This is a genomic window from Halotolerantifilum yawarlongkerapense, assembly GCF_054506745.1.
The window spans coordinates 929,488-947,518 of sequence record NZ_CP199719.1; the positions used below are offsets into that span (position 1 = coordinate 929,488).

The 18,031-nt window shown below is 50.9% G+C and carries 19 protein-coding genes, 1 other RNA gene and 2 riboswitches; of the genes, 4 read left to right on the top strand and 16 right to left on the bottom strand.

Features of this window, described 5'->3' with window-relative positions:
* Positions 1 to 76 precede the first annotated feature (76 nt).
* Genes ACULM0_RS04460 through ACULM0_RS04470 form a run of 3 tightly spaced genes read left to right on the top strand, consistent with a single transcriptional unit; the run spans position 77 to position 1,658 of the window.
* The gene (locus ACULM0_RS04460; RefSeq protein WP_463679264.1) at positions 77 to 631 is read left to right on the top strand and encodes a glutathione peroxidase; all 555 of its coding nucleotides are present in this window, start codon (positions 77 to 79) and stop codon (positions 629 to 631) included.
* Positions 631 to 1,080, top strand: a complete 450-nt coding sequence (locus ACULM0_RS04465) for a MarR family winged helix-turn-helix transcriptional regulator (RefSeq protein ID WP_463679265.1) — start codon at positions 631 to 633, stop codon at positions 1,078 to 1,080. Before ACULM0_RS04460 ends, ACULM0_RS04465 begins: the two co-directional genes overlap by 1 nt.
* Positions 1,081 to 1,127: 47 nt before the next feature.
* Entirely contained in the window at positions 1,128 to 1,658 is a 531-nt protein-coding gene (locus tag ACULM0_RS04470) for a peptidylprolyl isomerase (protein WP_463679266.1), read from the top strand.
* 46 nt (positions 1,659 to 1,704) lie between these two features.
* On the opposite strand, the gene ACULM0_RS04475 is transcribed toward ACULM0_RS04470, so the two are convergent.
* The 16 genes from ACULM0_RS04475 to rnpB all read right to left on the bottom strand — a co-directional run bounded on the left by ACULM0_RS04475 (position 1,705) and on the right by rnpB (position 17,111).
* Positions 1,705 to 3,156, bottom strand: coding sequence for a HAMP domain-containing sensor histidine kinase (locus ACULM0_RS04475; protein ID WP_463679267.1), 1,452 nt, complete (start codon positions 3,154 to 3,156; stop codon positions 1,705 to 1,707).
* Positions 3,153 to 3,860 carry a response regulator transcription factor gene (locus ACULM0_RS04480; protein WP_463679268.1) on the bottom strand — a complete coding sequence of 236 codons (708 nt, stop codon included), beginning with the start codon at positions 3,858 to 3,860 and terminating at the stop codon, positions 3,153 to 3,155. Before ACULM0_RS04480 ends, ACULM0_RS04475 begins: the two co-directional genes overlap by 4 nt.
* Before the next feature lie 93 nt (positions 3,861 to 3,953).
* The gene (locus ACULM0_RS04485; RefSeq protein ID WP_463679269.1) at positions 3,954 to 4,709 is read right to left on the bottom strand and encodes an ABC transporter permease; all 756 of its coding nucleotides are present in this window, start codon (positions 4,707 to 4,709) and stop codon (positions 3,954 to 3,956) included.
* On the bottom strand, positions 4,706 to 5,446 hold the full coding sequence (locus tag ACULM0_RS04490; protein ID WP_463679270.1) for an ABC transporter ATP-binding protein: 741 nt from the start codon (positions 5,444 to 5,446) through the stop codon (positions 4,706 to 4,708). Before ACULM0_RS04490 ends, ACULM0_RS04485 begins: the two co-directional genes overlap by 4 nt.
* A gap of 108 nt (positions 5,447 to 5,554) precedes the next feature.
* Positions 5,555 to 6,451, bottom strand: a complete 897-nt coding sequence (locus ACULM0_RS04495) for a DUF6544 family protein (RefSeq protein ID WP_463679271.1) — start codon at positions 6,449 to 6,451, stop codon at positions 5,555 to 5,557.
* Positions 6,452 to 6,528: 77 nt separating this feature from the next.
* Positions 6,529 to 7,449: a hypothetical protein gene (locus ACULM0_RS04500; protein ID WP_463679272.1), complete on the bottom strand. Its 921-nt coding sequence runs from the start codon at positions 7,447 to 7,449 to the stop codon at positions 6,529 to 6,531.
* 168 nt (positions 7,450 to 7,617) lie between these two features.
* Positions 7,618 to 8,505, bottom strand: coding sequence for an ABC transporter substrate-binding protein (locus ACULM0_RS04505; RefSeq protein ID WP_463679273.1), 888 nt, complete (start codon positions 8,503 to 8,505; stop codon positions 7,618 to 7,620).
* A gap of 31 nt (positions 8,506 to 8,536) precedes the next feature.
* The gene (locus tag ACULM0_RS04510; protein WP_463679274.1) at positions 8,537 to 9,196 is read right to left on the bottom strand and encodes an ABC transporter permease; all 660 of its coding nucleotides are present in this window, start codon (positions 9,194 to 9,196) and stop codon (positions 8,537 to 8,539) included.
* Positions 9,197 to 9,214: 18 nt separating this feature from the next.
* Positions 9,215 to 10,360: an ABC transporter ATP-binding protein gene (locus tag ACULM0_RS04515; protein ID WP_463679275.1), complete on the bottom strand. Its 1,146-nt coding sequence runs from the start codon at positions 10,358 to 10,360 to the stop codon at positions 9,215 to 9,217.
* Between the two features lie 228 nt (positions 10,361 to 10,588).
* Positions 10,589 to 10,996, bottom strand: coding sequence for an arsenate reductase ArsC (locus tag ACULM0_RS04520; RefSeq protein WP_463679276.1), 408 nt, complete (start codon positions 10,994 to 10,996; stop codon positions 10,589 to 10,591).
* Between the two features lie 152 nt (positions 10,997 to 11,148).
* Positions 11,149 to 11,934 carry a transglutaminase-like domain-containing protein gene (locus ACULM0_RS04525; protein WP_463679277.1) on the bottom strand — a complete coding sequence of 262 codons (786 nt, stop codon included), beginning with the start codon at positions 11,932 to 11,934 and terminating at the stop codon, positions 11,149 to 11,151.
* A gap of 13 nt (positions 11,935 to 11,947) precedes the next feature.
* A riboswitch (cyclic di-GMP riboswitch) is annotated at positions 11,948 to 12,022 on the bottom strand.
* A gap of 75 nt (positions 12,023 to 12,097) precedes the next feature.
* Positions 12,098 to 12,174, bottom strand: a riboswitch (cyclic di-GMP riboswitch).
* A 126-nt stretch (positions 12,175 to 12,300) separates the two neighbouring features.
* The gene (locus tag ACULM0_RS04530) at positions 12,301 to 13,773 is read right to left on the bottom strand and encodes an HD-GYP domain-containing protein (protein WP_463679278.1); all 1,473 of its coding nucleotides are present in this window, start codon (positions 13,771 to 13,773) and stop codon (positions 12,301 to 12,303) included.
* A gap of 164 nt (positions 13,774 to 13,937) precedes the next feature.
* Positions 13,938 to 15,158 (bottom strand): bacterial transcriptional activator domain-containing protein, encoded by a 1,221-nt coding sequence (locus ACULM0_RS04535; RefSeq protein ID WP_463679279.1) that lies wholly within the window; start codon positions 15,156 to 15,158, stop codon positions 13,938 to 13,940.
* 186 nt (positions 15,159 to 15,344) lie between these two features.
* Positions 15,345 to 16,199, bottom strand: a complete 855-nt coding sequence (locus tag ACULM0_RS04540) for a CvfB family protein (protein WP_463679280.1) — start codon at positions 16,197 to 16,199, stop codon at positions 15,345 to 15,347.
* A gap of 82 nt (positions 16,200 to 16,281) precedes the next feature.
* Entirely contained in the window at positions 16,282 to 16,602 is a 321-nt protein-coding gene (locus ACULM0_RS04545; RefSeq protein ID WP_463679281.1) for a putative heavy metal-binding protein, read from the bottom strand.
* Between the two features lie 167 nt (positions 16,603 to 16,769).
* Positions 16,770 to 17,111, bottom strand: an RNA gene (rnpB, locus tag ACULM0_RS04550) — RNase P RNA component class A.
* A gap of 66 nt (positions 17,112 to 17,177) precedes the next feature.
* Here rnpB and ACULM0_RS04555 point away from each other — a divergent pair.
* On the top strand, positions 17,178 to 18,023 hold the full coding sequence (locus ACULM0_RS04555; RefSeq protein WP_463679282.1) for a Cof-type HAD-IIB family hydrolase: 846 nt from the start codon (positions 17,178 to 17,180) through the stop codon (positions 18,021 to 18,023).
* The last annotated feature ends 8 nt before the right edge of the window (positions 18,024 to 18,031 follow it).

Below are 18,031 nucleotides of genomic sequence, written 5' to 3' on the forward strand. Positions count from 1 at the left end.
GACAAGAAACCTTATATTTTGTATATTTATATTGCACACAACTAAATTGTACATAAATAAAAAAAGGAGATGTCCTATGGAAAAGCATACACTATCCAACCATGAGCTCATGACCATCGATGGCCACCCGATTAAACTAGATGCCTATCAAGGCAAGGTTCTCGTGATCATCAACACAGCCAGCAAGTGTGGCTTCACCCCACAATATGCCGATCTCGAAAAGCTCTACGAGACATACAAAGCGCGAGGATTCGAGGTGCTCGGATTTCCCTGCAATCAGTTTGCCGACCAAGAACCAGGTACGACCGATCAGGTGAAGAGTTTCTGCGAGCTTAATTACGGGGTCAGTTTCCCCCTCTTTGACAAGGTCCACGTGAAGGGTCCCGAGGCACATCCCCTCTTCAGAGAACTGGTCGCCGCCAAACCCTTCGAAGGTTTCGACCTGTCTCACCCCGGTGGCAAGATGCTCCATGCCTTCCTCAGCGACAGTGCCCCTGCCAGCCTCACGGATGATAGCATCAAGTGGAACTTTACCAAGTTCCTCGTCGATCGTGACGGCCAAGTCGTCAAGCGCTTCGAATCCCCCGTGGATCCATACGATATGACTTCAGAAATCGAGGCGCTGCTCTGATGCGTCGAACCGAGGAACTCCTCAAACTCGATCATCAGCTTTGCTTCTCCCTCTATGCAGCTTCTAAAGCCATTGTGAACGCCTACAAGCCCCTTCTCGAACCGTTGGGCATCACCTACACCCAGTACCTGGCGCTTCTCGCCCTCTGGGAGGAGGATGGAGTCACTGTCAAACACCTCTCGAGTCGTCTGCACCTCGACTCCGGTACCCTCTCCCCCCTGATCAAACGGCTCGAGTCCACAGGACTCCTCTACCGCGATCGTGATTCCAAAGATGAACGTAGGGTCCTCGTCTTTTTGACCGAAAAAGGCATCCGCTTGAAAGAGCGTGCACTGGAGATTCCGGTGAAAGCCTTCGAGAAGAGCGGACTCACTCTCGAGCGCGTGTTGGCGCTCAAACACGAGCTGAACGTCCTCACTGAACACCTGGAGGGTGAATTGAAGGATTAATGCTTTCTTCCGATGTGGTCTTGTGCTAGAATGAGTCTAGTTAAGGAATGGAGGTAATATTTGTGAATCCAAAGGTAAATATTCGTATCGAGGGCTATGGCACGTTAACCGCTGAGCTGTACCCAGAAATTGCACCCACATCCGTCAATAACTTCCTGACACTGGCGGGCGAAGGCTATTACGATGGCCTGATCTTCCACCGTGTCATCCGGGGCTTCATGCTCCAGGGCGGTTGTCCCCAGGGCACCGGGATGGGTAATCCTGGCTACGCCATCAAAGGGGAGTTCAACGCCAATGGCTTCAAGAACGACCTGAAGCACACACCCGGCGTTCTCTCAATGGCCCGGTCCCAGCATCCTGATTCTGCAGGCTCTCAGTTCTTCGTCATGCACGAGACCTCACCCCATCTCGACGGACAGTACGCTGCCTTCGGTCAGGTAATCGATGGCCTCGACATCGTGGACCAGATCGCCAAGGTGAAGACCAACTTTAGCGACCGTCCGCTGGAGGAAGTCAAGATCGAACACATGGAAGTTGAACTGAACGGATACGAAATCGGCGAGATCGAAAAACGCTGATCCGCATCAAAAAAGAACGCCGTCCGGCGTTCTTTTTTTGTCCCTTTTATCCTCTGGGAAAGCGGATCGTGAAGGTCGTTCCTTTGTCCCGCTCGCTCTCGAGTTCAATCGTCCCACCGTGCAGTTCAATCACCTTGCGTGCAATGGCCAGGCCGAGTCCCGTGCCACCGTCAGATTTCCTTGTATCATCTCCCCTTACCAGGGCTTCAAAAATGAGTGGTTGTAGGGCCTCATCAATCCCGACACCCGCGTCTGCCAGGACTACGGTATGGTGATCCTCCGTGCTGATCAGGTTGACAAAAAGGACCGTGCCCGATGGGTTATACTTGATCATGTTGGACAGGATATTGGAAAAGGCCCGCTCCAGCTCCACGCGGTCGAAAGAGAAGAGCGTTTCCTTCTCGGGGAGCGCAATCTGGAGGTCCATCTCTTTCTCCTCGATCTCCCCGTAGAAGCGAATCAAGATCCGCCGGAGAAACTCGCCTAGGTCATACTCGCGTCTGGACAGATCGTACACCGAGCTCTCGAGCTTTGAATACTTGAAAAGGGTATCGATCATATCCGTCATCACGTGGGACTTGTCGAGAATATAGCGAAGGTACTTTCTTTTCTCCTCTTCATTCTCTATGAGGTCTTCGTTTAGCACCTCAGCGTACCCCTGGATCGTGGTAGCCGGTGTCCTCAGATCGTGTGAGATGTCCAGCAGGAGTTTCTTCTTGGACTCACTGATCGCCCGGTTCTCTTCTTCTGCCCTCTCTAGTTTCTCCGCCATGAAGTTGAAATCATCTCTGATCGATTCGAACTCCTCCGCCCCTTTGAATGCCAGCCGTGCATCGTATCGTCCACGCCTGACTTCATCGAGTCCCGATTGCAATTTCTTGAGCGGCCGGAGGATCTTCTTGGTGGTCAGCTGACTAAACAAGACAATGATCGTCAAGAGCGCAGCCACGAAACCCAGGCGCAGTCGGTTCAAACGCATCTCAAGTTTACGTTCGAACTCCGTCCCCCTGAGGGCCATGGGTAGATTGACCCCTAGGCGGATCATCCGTTCGATACGGTTCGGCTTCACGTAGAGGAGCGTGTACGGCTTCCCGTCCGTACCCTCGAACAGATGGTACTCGTAGAGAAATTCCACACCTTTGATTAGCTCGTCTACATTGAGCGCGATGTCATTGAGCTCCGACTGGGAGTAGGCCATCTGCTCGGTTCTTTTCTCGCCACGGACCTTTACCACCTCGTTTCCATCGAGTACTTCCAACCAGCTTTCTGCATCGAGCTCACCCTGGATGGTGATCCCCCCGCTCGCATCGGGGTACGTGATGTCCCCAATCTCGCTCATCATATAGCTGGCCACGTCCGGCGTGTCCGCGATGCTATCCACGAGGGTATTGATCGTGAGCGTGAGGTACAAAAAGGTAGCCACAACCGCCGCACCCAGAAAGATCAGGTAGCGGAGGATCAATGACCAGTAGAGCTTTTTAAAAATTCTAGGCATCATCTTCTCTTGCCCTGGAACTTGTAACCGAGACCACGGACCGTCACGAGGTACTTTGGATCCTTGGGGTCGTCTTCGATCTTATCCCGTAGGTGGCTGATATGCACACGGATTGCGTTCTCGTCCCCGTAGTAGGACTCCTCCCACACGTTCTCAAAAATCTGTTTCTTCGTAAAAACCCTCCCCGCATTGGACATCAGGTAGGTCAGCATCTTGTACTCGGTGGAGGTAAGAGAAATCGGTACATCGTTCTTCAACAGTTCACAACAGTCCAGATCCAAGGACAGTTCCCCCACTTCGAGGGGCGCCTTCCGCTTCGGCTCATCCGGCCCTTCGTCATTGAGTTCATAACTACGGCGCAACTGGGCCTTCACACGCGAGAGAAGCTCTAGCGGGTTGAAGGGCTTGGTCATGTAGTCGTCCGCCCCGATATCAAGCCCCAGCACCTTGTCGGAGTAGTCATCGCGTGCCGACAGGATGATCACGGGGAGATTCTTCTCCTCACGAATCGATTTGATCACTTGAAAGCCACTGAGCCCCGGCATCATGATGTCCAAGATCGCCAGATGGTAGGACTCACTTTGCAGCAGGCCCAAAGCCTCTTTCCCATCGTAGGCCGGCATCACTTCGTACCCTTCTTTCTCGAGGTACAGGGTCATTAGTTCTACGATCTCCCGTTCGTCATCCGCCACTAGAATTCTCGTCATTAAGCTCCCACCCTTCTTCCTTCATTGCACCTTATCGTCCGGCCCTTTCTTCCCCTCGACCCGACCTTTATCCCATTATATCAGAAATGGGCTTCAGCTCGTGATTTCCTTGCGTTTGAACTGCCAAGTGCCCCAAGCTCCGAAGCACAGGATGTACGCCAGCGACTGCAGTGTGATCTCTGTGTAGGCTCCTTGACCAAACCAGGTAGACACGCGTGTAAAGAAGACCAGGGACAAGCTGTCGGGTAGAAGCAGTTCAAACAGGCTCATCCCGATGTACAGGGCAACCCCAAGACCAATGGCCGCTCCCATGTGTTCGAAGCGCGTGAAAAGTAGCAACAATAGCGCGCAAACGCCTGTGAAGGCCAAGGCGGCCATGCCCACTTCAAGCGCCCAGTTGACGATTACAGGGCCCTCAGGGCCCGCTGGAAAACCAAGGGTCGCCACCACCAGGTTCACCAAACCGATGGCCGAGGCCATCAGCACAGCGATCGAGAAAAGAGTCAGTAGTTTTCCCCCGTAAAGCGCCACACGGTCTCGCATCAACAAGGTGTACTTGAGGGTTCCCTCTTTCAGTTCTTCCGTCATCAGATTGGCCACGATCACCGAGAGGACAATATAGACGGTTCCTCCGGACAATCCCTGGGCCATGCTCGTCCTGAGGTAATCCGTACCACTCGTCCCCAGCATCTGCCGGGATAACTCTCCGGCTCCTTCGAGGTTTAGATAGATGACCAGACGCATGATGATGAAGTTGAGTGCAGTGAGCAGGGCCATCAGGCCTATACTGAGCGGAAGCATCTTTCCTCGGAGCAAACGGTACCACTCGCTTTTGAAAACATAAATCATAAGGCATTCACCCCTTCGGTGAGCGAGAGAAAGTAGTCCTCAAAGGGCATACGATTCTTCTCGAGCACTGCCAATTTTTCGCGATCGAACTCCTCGATCAGACGACCATGGTGGATGACCCCCACGCGTGTGTAGATTTTCTGTACTTCACCGAGGAGATGGCTGGACAGCAGGATCGTTTTTCCGTGTGCACGAGAGAGACGCGTGATCAGCTCTCTGATCTCACGCATCCCCGCCGGATCGAGACCATTAGTAGGCTCATCGAGCACCAACAGATCGGGATCGGCGAGCAACGCCCGGGCGATGGCAAGTCTTTGCCGCATTCCCAGGGAGTAACCACCCACCTTTTTCTTGGAGGAACGCTCGAGTCCAACGATCTGGAGAACCTCGCCGATTCGATTCTTCTCAATTCCCCCATGCAGGAGGGACACGACCATCAGATTGTCACGACCGCTAAGATGGTCGTAGAAAGCAGGCGTTTCGATCATGGCCCCCACGCGTCCCCTGGGTCCCCGACCGTTCCAGGCCATGGCCTCTCCCCCAATGTAAACCGATCCCTTTGTCGGCTTCAAAAAACCCAACAGCATCTTGAGCGTCGTGGTTTTTCCAGCGCCGTTCGGACCGAGGAGACAGTAAATCTCGCCCTCCTGGATTGTCAGGTTCACCGAACGGACGGCCTGTTCTTTCCCAAAGGTTTTCGTCAGTCCCCTCGCTTCAAGTATCCATGCCTGTTCCATCACAACATCATCCTTTCGACTACTTCTATTGCTACCATCATATCCCCTATGCGTTAAAGCAGACTTAACCGAACCTTTCGATCGCATAAAAAAAATGACCCCTCGGGGTCATAATTCGTTGGGGTGCAGATAAAAGCGCCCGATAAGCGTCCGCAACCACAGGGGATAACGACGAATTTTCGCGTAGAGATCAAGTTGCAAGTGAAAGGGTGCAAAGTGGAAGGCCACATCCTCATTGTAATAGATCGTGTCGACTTTGCGCACTTCTACAGGACGCCGGTTGCTTCCCCGGTAGAAGCGGAGGCGGTGCGGTAAAGCATAACCCTCCACCTCACGATAACGGTCGTAGCGGACGCGGAAGGGCAGTTCCCTCTGCATCTCGTGATCCCACCGGCTACCGTAGAGGACCGATAGGTGCGCGGACTCGTCAAAGGCTAGGAAAAGACGGTGCTCCTGCGTCCTGTGCTCCACATCGATCGCTAGGTCCTTGGCCGCTTCCGAAGCTTCTCTGTAGATCAAACGGTAGCGCCGCCCGAAGGCCAGCGGCATCAAGGGCATGTCGGCCCACATACTCTTGAGCAGCGATACATCGAGGGCATCGTACTTGAATGTCTTGTGATCAAAACGGAGCCGCCCCTCACCCGATCGAAAATCCTCCTCAATCTCCAAAAAGGGTTTGCCGTAAAAACAGTACCGTACGCGGTGCATGCGCTCGAGACCCGGTAGATAAAAGGTTTCGAAACTCGTGGCCACATCGAAGCCCCACAATCGTCGCTTGCCACGACCGATCAGCACGGCTGTTTGGGTCATTGTCGGATCCTCAGGGGTCACCTGCTCAAGATACCGCGCCATCAGGTCCGGTAAGTCGGCCCGTTTCTCTTCGAAGGCCGTGGTGTTGATCACACCATAGGGACAATAGACCCTGTGGTAGCCCGGCCACTTGATTCCCACGATGAACCACAGATAAAGCATGACCACAAATAAGCAAACGACTTTCAACAACATAACCAGCCTCCTTCATTACCATATATTTACATTATATGGTAGCAGGTGGCTTTTGTCATCAAAAAAAAGCCTGGAAATTATTCCAGGCGGTTTCTTTCTTTGAGATGCATCAGGGTTTCGATGGTCAAAATGGCCTTCCATTCGTCAAGTGCCTGTTCCATACCGTCCACATAAAGCGACGTATCCCAACTGGGTAGCACGGCGAACTCCTCGTTGATCATGGTAGCCTCTTGGTCCAGTTGCGCCTCGATCAAAGGTTCTGGTACCTCGAAGGCATTGACGCCTTGCACCACAAAATCCAGCGGTCGTGCCAGGTACTCTTTACGCCAGGCTTCCGGATCCTCGGGAAGAACAGCCTTGACCGCACGACAGATGCCATCGTAAACCTGCTCTTTCATCTCCTCGCCCACCAAATGGTAGAACCAGACCATACAGAAAACCTCATTGAAGGATGGGTATTCTTCTTTACTTTGAATATAGGCGATCACACGCTCCACCAGATCGTCCACATCGAAATCCTTCAGGTAGTCTCGGTAGAAACTCATGAATCCCGCCAGTTCTATGGTCGGATTCCCCCAGTTGTTATCGATAAGACAGGTACCCGTCTCTTCATTCACATGCCACCAAGGCATATGGTCGTAGTCATTGACTTCGGCTGTCACGGCATACCAACCACCGCGCTCCTCGTCATAGGTGTCCTCTAGGTAATGGATCGCCTTATTGATCGCAATCTGAGCAATCGGGCTATTCCCATACCGGTGCAGGTGCTCGAGTCCCCGGCTGGTGGCCATAGGTGTCGAGGCATACAAACGGAAGTCAGGCTCGTAACCGTTGCCGAAGCCACCATCGGTATTCTGGTACTTGCGTACTTCAGAGATAATGGCACGTTCAGATCCTTCACCGAAGTGGAGGGCAAAAATCTCCCGTTCGATGGCTCTGGAGGTAGAGAACAACCTCACCTGCGTTTGACTGAGCGCGCGTTCTGTTACTTTTACCATAGACCGATCATCCTTTCTCATACCTGCGACAATGATTTCTACCTGGAGATGCATCGATGCACTGGGGTCATATACCTTATTATATCATGTTTTGACCTTTGGCGTGAACGGAGCCCTTTATGAGCACGAAAAAAAGGTCCCCATCGCGTGGGAACCTTTTGGGTTGTGCTATTCGATCAGACCCTTTTCGCGCAGGAACTCTTCTGCGACCACGGCTGGATCCATACCTTCTTCATCCACCATATAGTTGAGTCGCTGTACTTCCTCTTCGTTTGTGATCTGTCCGAGGAGTTCAAGCGCTTCCACTACTTCGGGGTACTCCGTGTAGATTTCCTCTGTGACCACAGGTGCCACGTAGTAAGGTGGGAAGAATTGCTTATCGTCTTCGAGGATTGTCAGATCGTATGCTAGGATCTTACCATCCGTACTAAAGGCATCGATCAGGTCTACTTTCTCCTCGGCGATCGCATTATAACGCAGGCCTGGATCAAGAGCCATCTCTTCTGCAAAGTCAAAATCACCGTAGTGTAGTTTCACACCTGGAAGACCATCTTCACGCTCAAGGAACTCCATGGTAGAACCAAATACCAGTTCGTCGGCTACTGCGGTCATATCCGATACCGTCTCAAGACCGTACTGATCGGCAATCTCTTTTCTCACGCTGAAGGTATACGTGTTGTTGTAGCCGAGCTCTTCCAACCAGTACAGATTGTACTCATCTTCAAAGACTTGAGCCACGTGGTCGTATACCGCCTGGGGATCCGTCAGTCCGGACTCACCGAGCAGTGCGCCGTAAGCTGTACCGGTAAACTCACCATACACATCGACGTCTCCTGATCTCAATGCTTCGAAAACGAGACTCGTGGAACCGAACTCTGTGACGTTGGCCTCGTAGTCCGTCTTCTCCTCGATCAATCGGGCGAAGATCTGTCCTGTGATCCGCTGTTCCGTATAGTTCTTATGTCCTACTTCGATGACCTTGGCCTGTTCGCCGCAACCGGCGAGCACACCGAGTGCAAGTACGCTGACAAGTGCTAAAATAAGTAGCTTCTTCATTTGATCATTCCTCCTCATACTTCGTTAAATCCTACGCTGCGTCTTTTTGACTAGTGATTCCCTCTGGAGTCAACTTCGTTTCAAAGAGTCCCATCAATTTGTCGATGGAAATGGCTAACAGTGCTGTGGGCACAGCGCCTGCGAGGACCATATTGTTGTTCGCCATACTGATCCCTTTGAAGATCATCTCACCGAGACCACCGGCGCCGATCAGGGCCGCTATGGTTGCCGTACCGATGTTGATGACCGTCGAAATCCGGATACCACCCATAATGACCGGTAGGGCCAAGGGGATCTCGATCTTGGTCAAGATCTGATTGGATGTCATACCCATCCCACGCCCGGCATCGATAATCGCTTCATCCACACTGTTGATCCCGATAAAGGTATTCTTGATAATCGGGAGCAAGGCGTAGAGAAAGAGGACAAAGACTGAAGGCGTGTAGCCGATTCCCAGTAACGGGATAATCAGACCGAAGAGCGCAAGCGAGGGGATCGTCTGAAAAATATTGGCGATGCCCAGCACGGGGCCCCTTACACTTCTTTTCTTACTGATCCAGATGCCCACTGGGACACCCAGTATGATCGCCAGGATCACGGCGAGGCCTGTGATCTGGATATGTTGTATTGTCAAGCCGATGAGCTCATCGGACCGCGAGGCCAGGAACTCGAAAAAATTCATTCTATTCATCTATGAACAACCCTCCTCTTACTGGTGTTCTTCTTCGTAGTCGACAACAGCCTTGGTGATGATGTTCAAGATCGATGCGCGGGTGATCATGCCGATCAGGTTCCCATCATCGTTCACAACGGGCAGATAGCGCACCTGCTTCTCTTCCATGAGCTGAAGCACATCCACCATGTTGGTGTGTTGATGAACGGTGATGAAATCTCGGTTCGCGATTTCTTCCATCTTGATCCGGTGCTCACCCTGTTCTCTGAGTGTTTCACGCGTGATGAAACCAAAGGGAGGCTGTGGTTTTTCGCCTTCTTTCTCCACGACGAAGAGTACCTCGAGGTCCTTTTTCTTCATGACCTCCGTCACCTGAGCCGGTGTTCGTTTCTTACCGACGGTCACGAGCGTTTTGTGCATGATGTCGCTGGCAAAAAGCATCTCTGGTGATTTCCAAAGACGATCCTTCCCGACAAAGTACTCGACAAAAGCATCCGCCGGATGCTTCAAGATTTCCTCTGGTGTGTCATACTGTAAGATCTTACCGTCTTTCATAACAGCGATACGATCGCCGATCTTAAGCGCTTCATCCATATCGTGGGTAACAAAGACGATGGTTTTACCCAACTCATCCTGCAACTTCAATAGTTCCTTCTGAAGCTGTTCTCTCGTCAAAGGATCGAGCGCACTGAAAGGCTCGTCCATCAGAATAATGTCCGGATTCACCGCCAAAGCTCTAGCCACACCGATCCGTTGCTGCTGTCCACCGGACAGCTCGTGCGGATACCGGTTGTAGTAATCTTCGGGTGCTAAGTCGACGAGCTCGAGTAATTCGAAGGCGCGCTCTTTTCGTTTTGCCGCGTCCCACCCCTCGAGTTCGGGAATTATCTCAATATTTTTCCCCACCGTTAGGTGAGGCATGAGACCCACTTTCTGGATCACGTATCCAATTTGTCGACGCAGTTCGATCTTGCTTCGCACTGTGTAATCTTCCCCATCGATCAAAATCGTCCCACTGGTGGGCTCGTTCAAACGGTTGATCATCCGCATGGTCGTCGTCTTACCGCAACCGGATTCACCGATCAACACGACGATCTCTCCTGTGTTGATCTGCAGGTTTAACTCCTCGACGACGTTCGTCTTGCCATCATAGGATTTGGTCAAATTCACGAGTTCTATCAATCTCACGACCTCCTCTTTTTCCAACTGATTTCATGTCATATGAACATATGCACACAATTCGCTATTTTATAAACGTATTTTCTCTATTTCAAAGTATATCAGAGGATTGTACAACTGTCAAAAAATGTGGCCATGAAAGCGTTTCCGTATTTTAAAAATCTATAGTTCCGGATTAAACATCATTTTTCATGAAAAAACACCTTCCATTAGTATAGAAGGTGTTGATGTCTACAAATCCAACTCACCAGATCGAATCTGCTCGATCAGATGCTCTACCTTTTCTTTGATCAGATCTCGCGTCTTCCGGAAACCCTCGATGGGGCCGCCCGATGGATCGTCTAGACCCCAATCTTCTTCGTGTTTGCTTGGGACGAAGGGGCATACCACGTTGCAACCCATGGTGATCAGGATATCCAGTTCACTGGGTATGTCGGATAAAAGCTTGGGGTGGTGGTCTGACATATCGATCCCCGCCTCTACCATCACTTCAACGGCTCGTGGTTTGACCTCTGGATACTCCTCGGTCCCGGCAGAATAAGCTTCAATCAGGTCGCCACCCAGTGCCTTTGCCCACCCTTCTGCCATCTGACTTCTACATGAATTGTGCACACATACAAACGCCACTTTATAAGCCATAGAATCCTCGCTTTCACATCACCATTACCTGTTATTCATTCTCATTTATATTATAGTGCATCGCGCGCCCTTCGTCCAATGGGTTAACAAAGGCTTAACAAAAAACGCGCACTTGAAAAGGACGGTCCCACGGGACCGTCCTGACTTTCGATTTAATATTCTCGGACCTTTAGGTAATCACTCGCGCTCTTGAACATCATGCTAGGCGCGTTAATGGTATTGTCGTAGGTCGAATCAATGATCGCCCATCGGTCTTCGTCGGCCAAATAAACTTCGTTCCAGGCGTGGTAAACATCGATGCCGGTTCGGTAGCCTTTGACGAGCTTCGTAGGAATCCCTTGACTTCTCAGCATCGCACCGAGCAGAGCCGAGTAGTCATAGCAGATGCCCGTTCCAGTGGCCAGCACTTCATCGATCACCGGCACGTAATTGGTGTCGATGGTATTGATCTTGTTGTAATCGTAGCTCATCATTCCCACGACATAGTCGTACAGTATTTCAATTTTCTCGCGATCATCCATGGCGCCTGCCACGAGGGTTTCGGCCAGTTTAATGGCTTCCATCTCCGCGTCCCAGTCTACCGGTTGTGCGGACTGGAGGTAAACGCTCGTATCTGCAGTCATCGATGCGACGATTGTCTTGCGCTCAAGCACACTGTACTTGTTACCGCTCGATTGTCTGAGCAGCGTCATGCGGTAGGATCCGCTACCCAGCTGCAGCGGGACATTCAGATTGTTGGCATCAAAGGTGTAGTAGTACTTCGCCTCATCTTTTTCCACCATCAGTTTCAGCGTTTCGCCGGCGGTTTGTCGTTGTAGAGAAACGACACCCTGTGCGATGGCTTCTTCATTGAAAGCTACCTGCGTGTTCGCGAAGGCCACAGCGGTAGTTGATAATATCAGGATCAATACAAATAGGCTGGCGATGAATTTTCTCATCGAAAACTCTCCTTTCGGTAGCTGGCTGCCCCCTATGGGCCCTATAGCTTTGCGTCACCAGATTCCTCTGGTTTTGCCTTTGTCGCTTGAGAGTGTACTCTCGATTGACGTCTATGCAATTAATTGTAAAATATTTCCTAGTGAAAATAAAAAAACTAACCACTTCGGTAGCCAGGCTGCCATTTGAAAGGCCCTGTAGCTTTGCGTCCCCGCATTTCCACGGGTTTGCCATTATCGGAGGATAGTCCTCGCTAATATGTGAATAGTATACCACAGCTCTTTTGTTTATGTCAACCGTAAAGAGGGCGCCGAAAGATAACTTTCAGCGCCCTCTTTGAGCTATCCTTCATGCGATGGAACTTGCCTTCAGTGCAAGGCACCATCGCTTCTGACCAGTGAAAGAAAAGTATTGGTGATTTCTGGATCAAACTGATTGCCCGCTCCAGCTTCGATCTCCTTGATTGCCTCCTCGAGGGATTTCTTCTCTCGATACGGTTGATCGTGAACCATCGTATCATAGGCATCGAGCAGTGCGAAAACGCGATCCACAATCGGGATCTCTTCTCCCTTCAGTCCGCTCGGATACCCACGGCCGTCCCATCGTTCATGGTGGTCGAGCACCAGTTCGTCGATGTAATGGATCTCGTAGATCGAGCTGGCAAGTCGATACCCGATTTCCGCGTGTCTTCTGAGAATCTCCCACTCTTCTTGAGTCGGTGGTTCGCGCTTGAGCAGAAGCTCTTTGGGGACAAAGACCTTGCCGATATCATGGTACTCTGCCAAAAGCTTCAGATCCCGTATTTGCTCATCACTGAGACCAACGGCCTTGCCTACCTTCTCCGACAAACGCTTGAGTCTCGCGAAGTGTCCTTCTGTCTCGACTTCCAGTTCATTCAACCACTGGAGTATATGCCGGACGATCCCTTCCTTCATTTGTTTGCTCTCGATCAACTTGTGATGGTACATCCGATCATCCGCACGTTGGTAGACATCGATCAAATTTTCCCCTTCCTCCGTTTTCTCGGCTACACCGAAACTAATGGACAGGTTGAGGTACTCTAGGGGACGATCGGAACAGGCTGACTTGATCCGCTGCACGATGAGTTCTGCCTTCTCCCGAGGCATCCTCGGTAAGAGCGCTGCAAATTCATCGCCCCCGACGCGCGCCAGGATATCCTCTTCTCTCAGCGATCCCTTGATAATCTTTGCAGATTCACGAAGCACCAAATCACCCGTGCGATGGCCGAAAGCATCGTTGATAAGCTTGAGTCCGTTGATGTCGCCCACGATAATCGTGAGGGGGAGCTGACGCTTGACATCCAGGCGGATCATTTCCTCTTCAAAATAATGGCGATTGTAAATACCCGTTAGTCGATCGATGAACTGGGCATGATGGCGATCCTCTTGCCCTTTTCTCCGCATGTACTCGGGAAAAGAGGGCCCCATTTGAATTTCCTGCTGCTCCGCGTCAAGTGAAGCGCCCCCCATCTGATTGCGTATCTCCGTAATATCAGATAGATACAGATAAAGATGGTTCGGATCATCGGCCATGATTGTAACCAGGTACCAGGCTTCTTTCTCCGGGATATACTTCTCGAACTTCTTGACTGTATTGGGGATCATCGCGTTGTATATATCGTTGAGACGCAGAAAGTGATCTTCATACTCTACCACGAGGTCCGACATCCTGCGACCGATCAGTGCGGTTTTCGGCGCACCAAAAAGCGTTTCAAAATTCGAACTAGCCTCGATAAACAAATAGTCCATGAAATGTCCACTGTTATCGTAAAGCGCCTTGAACTGCATGAACAGATCTTTCTTAGCACTGTATTCCATCATTTTGATCAACTCCTCACGAAATCTTCTACCCTAAAGGTAACACAGGACGATGTCAGCCTTCGTGCGTTTCAATTGCAAGGAGCATAGGAATTCATAACAAAAATCGTTCATATGCGTTACAGCCCGGGCACAAGAAAACCGCTCGCACATTCTTCCGCGAACGGTTAAAACATCATCATCTCAATGCGATTGAAAGAGAAAGACAAGCGGTGAGGCTTCTCGCACTTTTCCTCGAAAGCCGATCGAATACGCTGTTCGATCACCCCAATGTGTTGGTAGTCCGCATGATCGAGCAACATGAGGAGTTGCCTATCGTTCCACTGTGCGTAAAGGTCACCCAAACGCAATGACTCCCCAATCACACTTTTCAACTTGGACATCGCCAGTGCCTTTTCCGCAGGCAAGTCGATCGGCTCCAGGGTTACAAGCGCCAGCATCCGCGTCTCGTCATCCCGTCGTGATTTTCTTTTCTCTACATTGTAAACGAAGCGGAGATACTCGAGATCACAGTAGTATGCGCCACTGGCCTCCTGCTCGGTCAGACGGGCTTCGATACTATTGAGATCCGTCAGCGCCTTCTCTTCGCTCTCGAACTGAATCCTGCGGTAGACAGCTTTCATGGCTGACGTCGGTTTGATATCATAATCCTTGTACAGTTTATAGGTCGTGTACTCATAATGACTGAGAGCCTGCTGTACCAACCCCTTGGCAATCATGGCCTCAAGGTAAAGGATATGGAAACTCTCCTCAAAGGGTTGGAGGGCAATGGCCCGCTCGCAAACCTCCATGATCTCTTCATACCGCTTGCGCTCTTTCAATAGGTTGAGCAGCTTGATCATATTCTGGTAATACAGCCGGGCGTAACGATTCTTGATCGGGACGGTCCAGTCGCCGTAACCACTGGAATCAAGGTACTCTCCCAAATAATACCGTAGTCCATCACGATATCGTTCGATCGCTTTTTCAGGGTTACTATCCACCAGTTCCTTGGCCTCGCGCATGGCAACCTCGAACTGATCGGAATCGACCACGCATCGGTCGCACAACATCAACATGTAGTAACCGTATTCGAAGGTAATATGAAAGATCGGTCCTTCGAGTGGAAGTTCCTCTTCCATCTCCTCTAGCATTTTTCGCAACCGGAAGATCTGGGTTCTGAGGACATTCTTGGGATCATTGTGATCCTTCTCCTCAAACAAATGGTTGACGATCGACTCCGGTAATAACCGCTTCTCGCGAAAGGCAATGAAATACTTGAGAAGCTCCAGGATTCGGTAAGATCGACCCATGGTACCGAGCATGCTCTCCCCCTGGTACAAAATATCGAACTCACCGAAAGTTCGAATAGATATGCTGTTGTCCTGCTTCATCTCCTGATGCGCCATGGAATGAACTCCTATCTGAACATACAATCGAAGGAGGAAGTTCGCATTGCCAAAAAATGGTACAACGGAACCAAACTCCTGGCCCTCAACGGCCAAAAAGATATCATTTCATAACTACCCCAAGCACAATGCTTCAATCTTTTTAAAAAAAACGCACCGGAGGATCCTCCGGTGCGTGGTCGTTGCTTAAGCTTCGTTTTCTGTTTCCGGTGCCTTCAAAGCGATGCCCTTCTCCGTTATCTCGATCAGGTTTTCCTTGAGGAGACGTCCTACGGCCCGTTTGAAAGCACGTTTGGACATCTGTAGCTCCGCCTGGATCCGCTTGGGTTCCGAGTGATCGTTGAGCGGCAGGTAACCGTCTCTGGACTGGATCCGCTTCATGATCTTGTGCGCATCATCATCGATTTGCTCATGCGCAGGTTTTCTCAGGCTAAGCTCCAGCTTGCCATCCTCTCGCACTTTCTTGATGCGAACGGACACGGTATCCCCGGGCTGGTAGTAACCGTAAAGCTCATTATTATGGATCATGCCATGGTACTTGCCTTCCACCGCCACAAAAGCCCCGAGGTCCGAGAAACTGTATAGAATCCCATCGCACTGATCGCCTTCTTCAAAAGGACCGGAACTGGCCAGATTCGTGTATACATTCATCGTGGCCGAGAGCCGATCGCTATTGTCCACGTAAAGAAGGACAACCACTTCATCGTTCTTGCGTACGGTGCCCTTCTGTTCACCGAAGGGCAAGAGGAGATCCTTGTCTAGACCCCAAGCCAGGAACGCTCCTACTTTGGTCACATCGATCACACGCAGGCGACCGACTTCTCCAACTTGCAGGGCGGGTTCCTCCAGCGTCGCAGTCAAGCGATCCTCTGAGTCACGGTAGATAAAGACCTCCAGTTCATCCTCTAGTTGGAAGTCATCGGGGACTTCCTTATTGGGGAGCAGGACCTTTTCCTCATCCTCAAGGTTTTCTTTCAAGTATAGACCGAAGGGTGAATCCTCGGCCACGAGCAACGTTTGTTTGATTCCCAGTGTAATCACGTGCATGCCTCATTTCTTAACACTCTTGCTAACGGACTTCATATCTTTCTATGATACAGGAAAACACGTCAGAACACCAGAATTATTTGATCACCACCGCTGTACCAGAGGCCGTTACCATCAACATGTTGCCACCTTGACCGAGCACTTCATAATCAATATCCACGCCAATCACGGCATTGGCCCCCATGGATCGCGCCCTTTTCTCCATCTCGGCAAGTGCTTCTTCACGCGCCTTGATGAGCTCCCCTTCGTAGGATCCGGAGCGACCTCCAAAGAAATTCGATAGCCCAGCGGCAAAATCCTTGATAAAGTCTACTCCTGCGATGACCTCCCCAAAGACAATGCCCTTATACTCGGCCACGCTCTTGCCATCGATACCCGGTGTTGTTGAAACGATCATAGAATCTCCTCCTTGCTCACTTTACCATATTATGTCATCTCAATCAGTATATCATATTTCCACTGACAACCTTCCAAATTGCAGACAAATTTCATCGATTCTTAAGAATCATTCCGTCTCAAAAAAACACAAAAACACCGCCCCGAAGGACCGTGTTAATATGATGTTCACCGACCAAGCCGTTAAGCCGAGTTCTGTCTTGGACAATCATCTATCTAGGCGCATTGTTGCCAATACGCTCGTGCGACCTACCACTGGGAAGGACGAGCAGCCCCTTTTTTCTCCCTAACTTGGTCTTGCTCCAGATGGGGTTTACAGAGCCACAAAGTCGCCAATGTGCTGGTGAGCTCTTACCTCACCTTTCCACCCTTACCACAATGAAGTGGCGGTATATTTCTGTTGCACTTTCCTTGGGGTCACCCCCACTGGGTATTACCCAGCACCCTGCTCTACGGAGCTCGGACTTTCCTCATGCCATTTGCATGACATGCGATTGCCTAGCTTACTCAATGAACGACTTTTATGATACACTAGGAAAAGAAAAAATGCAAGACCATTAGAACGGAGGATATAGTATGAGATATCAATTGGTCGCCATCGACCTGGATGGTACCCTATTACGTACCGACCACACCATCAGTCCCTATAACCAAAAGGTCATTCGCGAGCTGATTGCCCGCGGTGTACACATTTTGATTGCCACGGGGCGTACCTTCACTGCGGCGAAACAATACCACAATTTACTGGGGCTAGAAAGTCCGATGATCAACTGCAACGGTGGCTTCGTTTACGACCCGGTGGCCAAGGATGCTCTCTTCGGCTATCCGATCAGCAAGCGAGAGCGCATGCGCATCGCAGAGCTCTTTGAAGAAGCCGAAGCCTTCTACATGTTCTATACGGACAACACCATCTATGCAAAGGACCATCGCTACCTCATCGAAAAGTGGGATGAAGAAAACCAGCGTCTCGACGAGGAGAATAAAATCAACATCGTGGTCTCTCAAGATCTTGCTAGTATCTTGAAAGAACTCGATGAACCGATCTACAAATTCCTGGGCATCGAGGAGAACGAATCCAAGTGGCGCGTCCTCTACGATACCCTCAAGAAAGAAAAGGAGCTTGAGGTAGTCAGTTCTTTCAAGGCCGCCATCGACATCATGGAGAAAGGCATCACGAAAGGCAAGGCCCTCCAGAGCGTGGCCGATTACCTCAAGATTCCCATGGAGGCAGTGATTGCTCTCGGCGACAATGACAACGACGCCACCATGCTCGAGGCAGCAGGTCTCGGCATCGCCATGGAAAATGCCACCGACGCGGCCAAGGCCAGCGCCGATGATATCACCCACCACCACGAGGACGACGGTGTGGGGCGCACCCTCAACGATCTCTTTCATCTGAACATCGAAAGGCACCCAGAGTAGGGTGCCTT